The sequence below is a fragment of the Candidatus Symbiopectobacterium endolongispinus genome (assembly GCF_018777385.1).
Classification (GTDB): domain Bacteria; phylum Pseudomonadota; class Gammaproteobacteria; order Enterobacterales; family Enterobacteriaceae; genus Symbiopectobacterium; species Symbiopectobacterium endolongispinus.
In genome coordinates this window covers 1,110,857-1,122,757 of sequence record NZ_JAFJYB010000001.1, presented here as the reverse complement: position 1 = coordinate 1,122,757, position 11,901 = coordinate 1,110,857, and the positions used below count along the sequence as shown (strand labels likewise).

At 50.3% G+C, this 11,901-nt stretch carries 8 protein-coding genes, 3 pseudogenes and 1 riboswitch; of the genes and pseudogenes, 2 read left to right on the top strand and 9 right to left on the bottom strand.

The window, feature by feature from the left end; translation table 11 throughout:
* The 4 genes and pseudogenes from JZM30_RS23525 to JZM30_RS05655 all read right to left on the bottom strand — a co-directional run bounded on the left by JZM30_RS23525 (position 1) and on the right by JZM30_RS05655 (position 5,745).
* Positions 1 to 1,917, bottom strand: coding sequence for an efflux RND transporter permease subunit (locus JZM30_RS23525; RefSeq protein WP_286673441.1), 1,917 nt, complete (start codon positions 1,915 to 1,917; stop codon positions 1 to 3).
* On the bottom strand, positions 1,917 to 3,002 hold the full coding sequence (locus JZM30_RS05665; RefSeq protein WP_252317867.1) for an efflux RND transporter periplasmic adaptor subunit: 1,086 nt from the start codon (positions 3,000 to 3,002) through the stop codon (positions 1,917 to 1,919). Before JZM30_RS05665 ends, JZM30_RS23525 begins: the two co-directional genes overlap by 1 nt.
* Before the next feature lie 145 nt (positions 3,003 to 3,147).
* Positions 3,148 to 4,219, bottom strand: a pseudogene (locus JZM30_RS05660) (arginine deiminase); the annotation flags it as partial.
* 15 nt (positions 4,220 to 4,234) lie between these two features.
* Positions 4,235 to 5,745 (bottom strand): annotated as a pseudogene (locus JZM30_RS05655) (amino acid permease).
* Between the two features lie 741 nt (positions 5,746 to 6,486).
* Here JZM30_RS05655 and JZM30_RS05650 point away from each other — a divergent pair.
* Positions 6,487 to 7,134, top strand: coding sequence for an acyltransferase family protein (locus tag JZM30_RS05650; protein ID WP_367115906.1), 648 nt, complete (start codon positions 6,487 to 6,489; stop codon positions 7,132 to 7,134).
* A gap of 64 nt (positions 7,135 to 7,198) precedes the next feature.
* On the opposite strand, the gene thiD is transcribed toward JZM30_RS05650, so the two are convergent.
* Positions 7,199 to 8,023, bottom strand: coding sequence for a bifunctional hydroxymethylpyrimidine kinase/phosphomethylpyrimidine kinase (gene thiD, locus JZM30_RS05645; RefSeq protein ID WP_252317865.1), 825 nt, complete (start codon positions 8,021 to 8,023; stop codon positions 7,199 to 7,201).
* Complete coding sequence (gene thiM / locus JZM30_RS05640; protein ID WP_252317864.1) at positions 8,011 to 8,814, bottom strand: hydroxyethylthiazole kinase; 804 nt, start codon at positions 8,812 to 8,814, stop codon at positions 8,011 to 8,013. The genes thiD and thiM overlap by 13 nt, the downstream gene beginning before the upstream one ends.
* Positions 8,815 to 8,851: 37 nt before the next feature.
* Positions 8,852 to 8,948, bottom strand: a riboswitch (TPP riboswitch).
* Between the two features lie 570 nt (positions 8,949 to 9,518).
* Between thiM and JZM30_RS05635 the strand changes: the two genes are divergently transcribed.
* Positions 9,519 to 9,917 carry an H-NS family histone-like protein gene (locus JZM30_RS05635; RefSeq protein ID WP_252317863.1) on the top strand — a complete coding sequence of 133 codons (399 nt, stop codon included), beginning with the start codon at positions 9,519 to 9,521 and terminating at the stop codon, positions 9,915 to 9,917.
* A gap of 249 nt (positions 9,918 to 10,166) precedes the next feature.
* Here the strand turns inward: JZM30_RS05635 and JZM30_RS05630 are convergent.
* The 3 genes and pseudogenes from JZM30_RS05630 to JZM30_RS05620 form a co-directional block, all read right to left on the bottom strand.
* Positions 10,167 to 10,565, bottom strand: a pseudogene (locus JZM30_RS05630) (VOC family protein).
* A 413-nt stretch (positions 10,566 to 10,978) separates the two neighbouring features.
* Positions 10,979 to 11,251 carry an EamA family transporter gene (locus tag JZM30_RS05625; protein ID WP_252317862.1) on the bottom strand — a complete coding sequence of 91 codons (273 nt, stop codon included), beginning with the start codon at positions 11,249 to 11,251 and terminating at the stop codon, positions 10,979 to 10,981.
* Positions 11,236 to 11,721 (bottom strand): EamA family transporter, encoded by a 486-nt coding sequence (locus tag JZM30_RS05620; protein ID WP_252317861.1) that lies wholly within the window; start codon positions 11,719 to 11,721, stop codon positions 11,236 to 11,238. Before JZM30_RS05620 ends, JZM30_RS05625 begins: the two co-directional genes overlap by 16 nt.
* Between the last annotated feature and the right edge of the window lie 180 nt (positions 11,722 to 11,901).

Below are 11,901 nucleotides of genomic sequence, written 5' to 3'. Positions count from 1 at the left end.
CTAATCAACGGTGGGATCTGATTCAGCGCGTCCGTACGCACCAGTATCTGCGCATAGTTGGCGTATTGCCGCTGGGCGTTGTAGGTCAGCATAAACCGTAACGCCCCCTGTCCTACCGTCACCATGGTATTGTCGACACCAGGTTGCTCGCTGATGTGCTTTTCGATTTCCGCCGCAATCTTCTCGGTATAAGCGATATCGGTGCTGTATGGCAGCCAGAGATCGACAAAAAAGATAGGCGTATTCGACGGTGGGGAAAAAGCTTTGTCGCACGCTGCCAAAACCCACCACCGCCGCAACGAGCAAGCCAGCCAGCAGCGTTAACGTCAGGGCACGCTGGTTGAGCAATTTACCCAACAGGGAACGATAGACGCGGAATAGCCAACCATCGTAGGGATTTTTCACTGGCTCATCCGGGTTCTGCGGCGCCATTTTCTGCTTTTCAAACGCCCACTTGGTGAAAGCAGGTGTGAGTGTCAGCGCAGTAAACCAACTCAGCATCAGCGAGATAAGCAGCACCTGAAACAGTGATTTACAATACTCACCGGTGGAATCGTTAGACAAACCAATAGGCGCAAACGCCAGCACAGCAATAATGGTCGCGCCTAACAGCGGAAACATGGTCTGCTTCACTACGCGGTTGATCGCATCCATCGCCGTGGCTCCGCGCTGCCGACCAACCAACACACCTTCAACGATCACGATAGCGTTATCGACCAGCATACTGAGCGCAATCACTAACGCCCCAAGCGAAACGCGCTGCAATTCAATATTCAGCAACTTCATGATCAACAGCGTACCCAACACGTTCAGCGCCAGAGAAGCCGCAATCACCAGTCCACTGCGAACTCCCATAAAAATCAGCAGCGTACCAATGACAATCGCCAGCGCCATCAGGAAGTTCATGATGAAACCATTTTCCGCCCCCTCAACTTCATGAGACTGGTCGTAAAACACATTCAACGCCATGCCTGCTGGTCGTTCGGCTTCCAACTGCGCCAACCGTGCCTTGATGGCATTCCCCACCACGATCACGTTTACGCTGGGGGCAAAAGAAACACCAACGGAGAGCGCCGCCTGCGTATTGGCGCGGTAAATATTGTTCGGTGAGTGCGTCACGCCTTGGCTGATGGTGGCAATATCACGCAGATAGACGCTGCGCGGGCTACCAGGCTCGCTGATCAACAGATTGCCCAGCTCTTGTACGTTGTCGAACTCACCGGTGGGATGCAGGCGGATAGATTCGCTACCGACCAAGAGTTCACCGGCATTGGACACGACATTTTGCCGACTGAGCAAATCATACAAACGCTGTGGCACAATATTGGCAGCGGTCATCTGAGCTCGAGAGATCTCTATTTGCACCTCTTCCGGCAACACCCCGACGATCGCCACTTTCCCAACTCCCGGCACGACCACCAGTTCGCGGCGCAATAACTCAGCAAAGTTACGCAACTCCTGATTGGAATAGCCATCGCCATAGAGGGAAAAGAAGTAGCCATACACATCGCCAAAATCATCGTTGACGAAAGGCGGGCTGGCACCGGGTGGCAGTTGGCGTGCCGCATCACCAATACGGCGTCGCAATACGTCCCAGATCTGTGGTAAATCATCCGGCCCGTACTGGGCTTTGATATTGATGGTGATTTGCGACAGCCCCACGCTGGAAATCGAGGAGATACTATCGATGTAGGGCAACTGTTGAATCGCATTCTCCAGCGGTAAGGTTACCTCTTCCTCAACCTGCTGCGCAGACGCGCCATCATAACGGGTAACCACCACCGCCGTTTTGATGGTAAACGCAGGATCTTCCAATCGGCCAATATTCAGAAAGGCAATAACGCCTCCCATGCCCAACAATAAAATCGACAGCCAGATGCGAGTGCCGTTGTTGATAAAGCTCTCTGTCAGTTTCATTAGGGACCTCGCTCACGAACCCATGCTCGCACTTCCTGGTCTGGCTTGAGCTCACGGGTGCCGGCTGCCACGATCCGCTCGCCTTGAGACAACCCGGAAACGACCTGAATACCATTCGCCGTCAGTTGACCCAGTTCAACCTGGCGCGAGGTGACAAACAGCTTGCCATCACGTTCATTAACCACCCACACATGCGGCTTATGCTCGGCGCTGGTATCCGGATTGAAAACCGCCTCAACCGGAACAACCACTGCCATTGCAGCCACACTGCCGGGGATATTACCCAGGTTGATCTTCACCCTACCGCTCATGCCCGACAACAGCGGAATATCTTGCGGACGTGGCATGGTCAGCACCATACGATAGGTCAGCGCCCCTGACACCGTTTGTGCGGTGTGCTCTTTGTAGCTGGCGACAAACTCGCGTCCTGGCAGGTTGTTCAATTCAACCACAGGTTGATATTTCATATTATTGGCATCGATAAGAATAAAAAGGCTTTCGGGAATGCTGAATTCCACGTCCAGCAGTTCCAGCGCGTTTAACGTAGCAATAGATTGTCCTGCTGCGACAATTTGATAATTGCGGGCGTTGACCATGGCGATAACCCCGGGAAACGGAGCCCGAATGACCGTATCGTCCAGCTCTTCTTTCGCCAGTTTCAGCGCGGCCTGTGCCGAATCACGAGCGGCTCGCTGCACATCCAGTTCAGCACGCGCCACAATGTGACGCTCGCTCAACGCCGCATAACGGCTAAATTGGGTTTGAGACGGGTTAAAAGTGGCCTGGCGATCCTGTAGACGCAGTCGCGCATCATTGCTATTAAGCTCAGCGATCACCTGCCCCTGTGTGACGGGTTCCCCTTCACGCACCAGCAACCGTTCTAATTGACCGGGACGTTTGAACGCCAACTCAGTTCTATCGCCCGCAATAATTCTGGCGGGAAAGATACGCACACCTTGCTGCGCGCTGTTGCTCACTTCCAGAATACTCACTGGCCGTACCGTAACGCTTTGTTCGGCAACCTCCCTGTAACAGGCAGAAATAAAAAACGCGATAAACGTAACAACGATAAATTTTATTTTCACGATGCAATCTCTTCGGATCAGATTCACGCGCCGCTACGTCATCGCCATAACCATTACAGCGGTAAACGCCATCGCAGAAAGGTGAATCAGGCCTGGCACCTGGTTAGCATAACTATCTCGTGCACTGACAGTGCGTGTTCATCAGGCGCTCGGTGTCGTAATCGTTACCGGCCGTTTCCACCACGCGCAGTTTCTTGAGGTTCAATGCGCCCGCGATCGCTTCCGCAAAGGTGCCATTGTCGCGATACAGTTTCATCCCGGTTGGACTATCATCAGGGCGCAACGAGAAGGTGCGAATCTGGTTCACAATGGCAGGATACAGGGTCACCACATCGCGATCGCAGAAGGTAAACACCGTGTCCAGATGCATCGCGGCGCGCAATCTCGGCATCGCGGCAATCATCACGCGCTCAACGCCCGAGGCTTTATTGGCAAACAGGGAGGCCGCCAGTTGCGTGATGGCCTGATGCGACGTGCGCTCACTAATACCAATCAACACAGTTTTATTGCCAATCGGCATCACATAACCGCCTTCCAGCGTGGCGGTACCGTGGTGTTTGGTAGGATCGCTGTACCAGATATTGATGTCTGCATTGGCAAAATCCGGGTGGAATTTGTAGATAGCGGTCGTCAGGATGGTTTCTTCATGACGAGCAGGCCAGTAGAGTGGGTTTAACGTTACTCCACCGTAAATCCAGCAGGTGGTGTCGCGGGTATATAGCGTGTTGGGCAGCGGTGGCAGCAAATACTCAGTAATACCCGCCGCGTCGCGGATCAGATTGAGTTCTTCATGATCGGCATAGCCTTCTTTCGCCAGTTCGGTGGTCGACAAACCACCAATCAACACTTCTGCCAGCGCGCGGGGCCAATCCGTCCAGGAAGCTGCGGGTTTCGTTCAAAATCCCCAGAGAGACTTCATCCGGCACAATCTGCTGATCCAAAATCCACTTTCTCGCTTCCGGCAGTGCCACCGTTTCCGCCAGCAGGTTATGCATTTCCACTACATCAACACCGTGCTCGCGCATTTTGGTCATAAAATCAAAATGGTCGCGCTTGGCACGTTCAACCCACAACACGTCATCAAATAACAATTCGTCGCAGTTGCTCGGCGTCAGCCGATTGTGTGCTTTACCTGGTGCGCACACCATAACCTTATGTAATTTACCGACTTCCGAATGCACGCCATATTTCTTCTCAGACTTCTTTTTTGTCGACATAATAAGCAGCCTCACTTAGATAGTAATAATGCCTGTCGCAATGCTGTAGATTGCAACAATGGCAGCGACCATAACGATAGCGAAAATCCCAAGTTCAATTTTATTGAACAGCGCAACCCGCTGTTCGCGTTTGGCCATGATGTACAACACGGTGCCCGGGCCATAAATCACAGCCGAGAGCAGCAGATATTTCATCCCCCGGCGTACAGCATCAACAAGGCATACAGTGTGGCAAGGAGCGCAAACGTGAGATCTTTGCGGTGATCTCGCTTATCGGTTTCGTACGTTTCCCCCGTCCAGGCCAGTTTCAATCCGTAAGCGGCAACCAATAAATAGGGGATGATGGTTAATGAGCTGGTCAACTCGATCGCCAATTGAAAGGCATACTGGCTGAACAGCATCAGGATTAAAAACACCTGAATGGTTATATTGGTGAGCCAAACAGCGGCAGAGGGCACGTCATGTTTGTTCTCGGTCATGAAGACTTTCGGCATGCTTTGGTGCTTAGCAGCGGAGAACAGCACTTCGGCAGCCAGCAATGACCAGGAGAGGTAGGCACCCAATACTGAAACGATCAAACCAACGCTGATAAAGACTCGCCCCAATGGCCCTACTACGGCTTCCAGCACGCCCGCCATGGAAGGTTGACGCAAGCCAGCCAACTCAGGACGCAGTAACACGCCGTAAGAAAGCAGTGTCACCAGCACTAGCAATCTAATACGCCGATGAACCCCATCACGGTGGCGATGCCCACATGGCGACGCTCTTTGGCATAACGGGAATACACGCTGGCCCCTTCAATCCCCAGGAACACAAACACAGTCACTAGCATGGTGCTACGAATCTGGCTGAACAGCGATTCAGGCTCCTGCGCCGGCATAATCGCTGCCGCCGCATGACCGGCATAACCATAATCGTTAAGGTGCTCAAGATCGGGCGTCACAGGCGTCGCCGCCGGCGAACCCCAGAAATTTTGCATGAAGATATCGCTTTGGAAGGCAAAAATCAGTACCCCAACAAACGCAATAATCGGGACGATTTTGGCCACCGCGGCAATGGTATTGATAGTGGCAGCGTTTTTGACGCCGTTGAGCACCAGGAAATGGAACCCCCACAAGATGATTGACGACACCACCAGTGCAGAGATCGTGTTGCCGTCACCAAAGACTGGGAAAAAGGCCCCCAGCGTGGATTTGATCAGAACGAAATAGGAGACGTTACCGATACAGGTTCCTGCCCAGAATCCTAATGCAGAAGCAAATCCGAGATAATCACCAAATCCCGCCTTAGCATAGATGAAGACCCCTGAATCAAGGTCGGGTTTACGTTGCGCCAGAGATTGAAAAACAAAAGCCAACATTAACATGCCGCAACCCGCAATACACCATGCGATAATGGCACCAAATCCCCCCGGTTGCGCGTCCAAATGTCGCTGGTAATGAAAATATTCCAGCGCCAATCATGGATCCCACGACCAACGCCGTGAGAGACCATAAGGACAGCTTATTTACTGATGAGCTCGCCATGGTATTCCTTCCTGACACAAGGCCATTGATGTGATGGACTATTGAAGAGTATTAATTTTCTGAACCACTTTTTTTCTGTAAGGATACAAACAACAAGATTTCGTTAATGGAAATATCTGATTTGAGAGTAGTGAGTGGCACTCACTCCTATTTATTATGGCTATCACTTCAATAATATTATAAAAAGTCGCAATATCCAGACGACACCCATCAATCGTAAAGAATTAGGATATTGATTACGCTGTACATCTAAAAACATTAAAAATCATGAAGTAAAATGAGAGAAAATCGGAGAGAAATGCAGTGGCAACGCGCTGCATACATACACCTCACTAGGCGTAGAACTGTTTTAACACTACGCTTATCTTTATGAAAAACAGGGATATAACCATAGGACTTACGGCTAAAGGTGAATGAGCCATGATCAGAGATGTCAGCCAACACGCCTTAAAAAGTTTGAGTTGTTTTGCCGCCGTCACATTTTACTCAGCCAGTCAACTTTGCGTTAATGAATGTTTTATTAATGCTAATGCCATGAGCGTTCTCTATTTCCTTTCAACAATTTCCAAGCCATTGTTTCTCATCCTTATTGGCTATTTCGACAATATCGACAACTTGACCAAAAAAGAGGTCAGGATAAAAATTAAAAACGTGGTATTCATCATCGTATTTTGGAATATTATCCTGTCATTGATCAAATTCCAATATATTTAGCAGGGATACATACTGCAAAATGGAATAATGTTAACCATTGGCATAATTTACATCATATACCCCCTTATCATTAAGGCAATACATAATATAAAAATGACATTGGCATTTTTTACGAGCTTGCTCGCCGTTATTTTTCTATTCGATATATTCAGCCCGCTAGATATGCGCGATGACCCACTCTTTATACACAGCTATTCATTTATCTGGGTATGGGGAGGGTACTATATTGTAGGAAGAATGCTGGGAACCGACGCGGGCAGACTGTTTACCCACCAGCCCGGCATTATCTTGCTGGCTCGCATGATGGTGGTGCCCGTAGGCATCTCGATGTTCTTTTACGAACGCTTTCTGTCAACCCACACTCAGAATATTGTCACACCCTGGCTGATTCTTGAACATCTGCATCTGCTGACCATGTGTTTGGCATTATTCATTGTGTTTGAAAACATCACTATAAAAAACAAAATTATAACTTACGTCGTCGAGTTTATTGGCCCGGCAATGATCGGTGTCTATATTGTGCATTACAGCGTATTTTATTTCATTAGCACGCTATATGACTTTAACTACGTCAACCTGAAATTTGTTCTGCTGGTATTGGTGTTTATTGCATCAGTGCTGTTGTGCCGTTTGTTATTGCTCAACAGGTTTACCGCCAGGATCATCTCTTTCTGATCCCACCGGCATCAAGCCTCAATGTCGGCGGCTTATCGCCGCCAACCGCTTCATCCATAGCAGGCTACCACCATTGATGAAAATGATGCACGGGACCAATCCCCTGACCCACCTCCAATGAATCTGCCGCCAGTAATGCATGCTGGAGGTAATGCTTCGCCGCTTGCACCGTATTTTCCCAATCGTGGTGGCGGGGGCGTAGCGCCGCCAGCGCCGCAGACAACGTACATCCTGTACCATGAGTGTGACGGGTGTTTACCCGTGGTGCGCAGAAACGTTGCGGTGCATGCCCACGTTGAAACAGCCAATCCGGACTCTCCGTGTCACTCAAGTGCCCCCCCTTGATCAACACCGCCTGGCATCCCATCTCCAGCAACCCTTGCCCTTGAGCTTTCATCTCCCTTTCTGTCGTCGCCGCATTGCACGCCAACAGCGCCGCCACCTCCGGCAGATTAGGGGTTATCAGTGACACGCGCGGCAACAGCGTCTCACGAATCGCGGCGACCGCTTCAGGCGCCAGTAACGGATCGCCGCTTTTTGCCAGCATCACCGTGTCCAGCACAATATAAGGGACAGCATAGCGTTGCAGGTGTTCAGCAACGGCTTCAACAATATCACTCTGCGCCAGCATGCCGATCTTCGCGCTATCAATACGCACATCGCTCAATACAGAATCCAGTTGAGCCGCCACAAAGTCAGGTTCGATACGATAAACCGACTGCACGCCCTGAGTATTTTGCGCCACCAGCGCAGTGATCACGCTGGTGCCATAGGCGCCCAGGGCAGAGAACGTTTTTAGATCGGCTTGGATCCCGGCCCCACCGCTGGGATCCGTGCCTGCTATCGTTAACGCATTTATTCGGGGTGCGTTCTCTTTTATAAGGCACATGTCTGAGCCTCCTGACGCAATAGCGCAAGCGCATCCAAAAATGCAGGTGTAAAACTGCCTTGCCCGTTGGACTGTGCGGCGGCACGCTCCCCTGCTTGCGCCATTACTGCACAGGCTGTCGCAACTTGAGACAACGAGTCTTCACCACTGGCGCAGAACGCTGCAACGACCGCAGAGAGTGCACACCCGGTACCCACTACACGTGTCATCACCGGATGGCCACCGTTTATCGCCCAAACGCGCACACCGTCCGTGACGTAGTCCACCTCTCCCGTCACCGTCACCACGGTTGACCAGCGCGCCGCCAGTTCGCGAGCGGCCGGGATGGCAGTAAAGGAAGCGTCATGGCTGTCAACGCCTCGGCCCTGCGAAGCGACGCCAGACAGCGCGATAATTTCCGAAGCATTACCGCGAATCGCCGCCGGTTTGCAAGGCAGCAATTCGCGCACAAAATCGGTGCGAAAGCGCAACCCGCCAACAGCGACAGGATCCAACACCCAGGGTTTTCCCGCTTGATTAGCGCTATGTACAGCGGCCAACATCGCATCGGCACGCGTTGATTCTAAGGTGCCTACATTAATCAGAAGTGCATCGGCCAACACAGCAAACTGCGCCGCCTCGCCCGGATCCACCACCATCGCCTGGGATGCCCCAAGCGCCAGCAACACATTGGCGGTAAAAGACTGGACCACATCGTTGGTCAGGTAATGGACTAACGGCGAAGCCGTTGAGAAATCGTGCAAAACTGCCGCCGCATGGGCAGCAGAAAAATCGGTGGGCAGGTCGTTCATTATCACTCCCAACCGGCGTGCAAGAAGACGGTAGCCGATCGGAATACCGATACTTCCCTACGCTGGCATTATCCAGATCAGGTGGTACGGGGATTTCTCAGCCTTCACAAAGAAGGGCACCCCGAGTCATCGTAACATCAATTTACTGTGGTACTGTCACAGCAAAACATATTCAGGATAATCACCAAACCAGAGTGTGTAAATTGATTTGTATTCACCTCCCGTCAAAGGACGATTGCCTGACCAGACATTCATACACCGCTGAGTAAAAGGAAAGCAAAATGGTACGGGTTTTCACACTTGTCCCCCCAATCCCCCTTCCCTTCTGTGTATGCCGAGCTGGCATTATATTCTTCTCTGTTACGCTTATACCCTTAAATAATTAGCGTTATGTACAGGGGAAAAATAAGATCGCCCCGATAAGCTGACACCGGTAAGGGATTAGGTATGCCAATGCTGCTAACAGACAACCCCGCTTAAGTATGGATGGTTAAGTGATGAATTAATAAATATAGGTAACCACGAGGCGTTGTGTTATTAACCAGCTAACGATTAACGTCCCTGCTTTACCCGCGCCTCGCGTTACGCATTTTTTTACATAAGACGCTATAAAAAAATATTTCATGCCGGCGTATCTGGTGTATATTGGAAAATCAAAAAATATCTTGTAAGCTAATAATGTCTCCTCTTTTTAAAGGAACACCATGATGAGTTTTGACGTGCTAAGTAATATTCGTTCTCTTCGCGCTCAGGCCCGAGATACCGATCTCGAAACCCTGGAAGAGCTGTTAAGCAAATTCACTGCAATTGTGGAAGAGCGCCGCGAAGAAGACAGAAAAATTCAGAAAGAGCAGGCAGAACGTTTGGCAAAACTGGATGCCATTCGTGCTCAGCTTCTTGAAGACGGTATTGATCCGGCTGAACTGCTGGAAAGCGTGAAATCCAAACCGGCCAAGGCCAAACGCGATCCTCGTCCGGCGAAATATAAATATATTGATGAGAATAGCACCGAGCAAACCTGGACCGGCCAAGGCCGTACGCCGAAAGCGATCCGTGAAGCCATTGATGGCGGAAGCAAAACGCTGGAAGATTTCGAGATTTAATTTGTTCTCTTCATTAGCGCGCATCACTTGTCTTGTTATGCATGGAGTAACGTTGTACTCAATGCATATCTTTTCTAATCTGCGATCGTTATCACCACCTGCGTTTCGCCTTCCTTGACAAAAAGTTTTTATCCCCCAAAGACCCGATTAAAATGGCGGAAAAATTAATACCGCTGGTGTATTAGCATGCGTATCAATCAGGATCCGATTTTCTTTGATCGTTTGCAGCCAACAAAAGAAGTGATATCACTAAGAAGCAATACTGCGATGAAAGACGACTTCGATGTTATATCCATCAGGATCGCGTACAAATGCCGCATAATAATGGGCATGATACAGCGCTCGAATTCCTGGCTTGCCATTATCCTGTCCGCCCGCCTCGATTGCCGCATGATAAAATGCATCAACAACATCACGTGTTTCAGCACTAAATGCAAAATGCGTCGCCGGGCAAGGCAATGCTGTTCACTTATAGATCCAAAATTCGCCGCCAGGATCGCTTGACTTTCCATATCCTTCCAACACGCCAAAACTTACCGCATGATTAAAATTTTTAATCAGACGATACCCTAACGGTGCCAGCGCGCTTTCATAAAACTGCCGACTGCGATCAATATCTGTCACCGGAACACTTAAATGATCTAACATTGAACGTTCCCCCTGTTATAAACACGAAACCGCCTGCACATTGATGCGTCCTGTTTTCATCCTGAAAACCCATCCGTTATACCCTAAATAATTCAAGTTGCAGGACAAAACGTTTACGTTTTGAACGCCGTTTGCGGCGGCCTCGTTAGAGGTGAGGTCCAGGGATGGACCGAATAACGAGTGCAGCCAACACACCTGCAACTTGAAATATGACGGGTATAGCGAAAAAATATCGGAACGGTGCCGCATCGTAGCCTGAACTCCCCCTACCGGATGCTGACCTTGGTCAACATTAATGCAGGCCGGCATAACGCGCTAATGAGGAAGATTAGCGCTGTTTTATTTGGGAGAAAAAAACGACACCGGACATTGATGCCGGCAACCGCAGCCAGAACGATCAGGGTTCCTGTCAACTACCACCCATTTAATGGTCGATGCAACACCCAAGCATCGACCAAAATAGCCACGACAGGGTAGATAAAAGCGAGCCCGCCGACCAATATTGTCGGGATTTTTTGCACCGCGCTGTAAAGTAGTACGGACATCAGGCCAGTATGCACAAAACCAATCACTACCAGCAGCCCCCATACAGCGCTGACAGAGAATGCCGTGGGCAGAGAGACAACAGTCAGCAATATCAGGCAGCCAACCCATAACTGAATAAACACCATCAGGCAAGGAGACACATCGCGCAGTGCCTTGGTAATTGCTGCTGTGATGGCGTAAAAAAGGCGGCAGCCAATGCAAACCCTACCCCATAGACGTATTGGCCGGAATCCTGATCCTGTTGCTGACCTCCCAACATAATCAGCGCCACACCGGAGAAAGCAATCACCATCCAACCCAGCTTGTAACGTGCCAGTGTTTCATTGAACAACACCGCCCCTAGCACAACCAAAATAAACGGCCGCACGTGGTAGGTTATGGTTGCGACGGCAATAGAGGTTTTTACATACGCGATAAACAGACAAACCCAGTTGAGCGTTAATATAACGCCGCCTAACATAATCCAGTACAACTGCCTGCGCGCCAGCATGCCTCGGCGTAAAAGACCTTGCGCAGCACAGACCAGCGCCATCGCTAACGCGCCTAAGGCACAGCGCCAAAAGACCACCGTTAACGCAGGTAAGTCTGTGGCTAACACAAACCATCCCAACCGTTCCTGAAATGATCATGGCTATCGCCATCTTCAGCGATCCTGCCCCCCACTCGGCGCGTTGATCGAATGCCATACCTATTTACCTCGCATACAGTAAATAACATAACGAACGATTGTTCAACAAAAAGAACATATGGTATAATGGCTATCACAACATCGGCTGCCAAACAGAACGAT

Coding starts and splice junctions, on each gene's coding strand:
- JZM30_RS23525 (WP_286673441.1), bottom strand. CDS start 1,917: ATGAAACTGACAGAGAGCTTTATCAACAACGGCACTCGCATCTGGCTG.
- thiD (WP_252317865.1), bottom strand. CDS start 8,023: ATGTGCCTTATAAAAGAGAACGCACCCCGAATAAATGCGTTAACGATA.
- thiM (WP_252317864.1), bottom strand. CDS start 8,814: ATGAACGACCTGCCCACCGATTTTTCTGCTGCCCATGCGGCGGCAGTT.
- JZM30_RS05635 (WP_252317863.1), top strand. CDS start 9,519: ATGATGAGTTTTGACGTGCTAAGTAATATTCGTTCTCTTCGCGCTCAG.
- JZM30_RS05650 (WP_367115906.1), top strand. CDS start 6,487: ATGTTAACCATTGGCATAATTTACATCATATACCCCCTTATCATTAAG.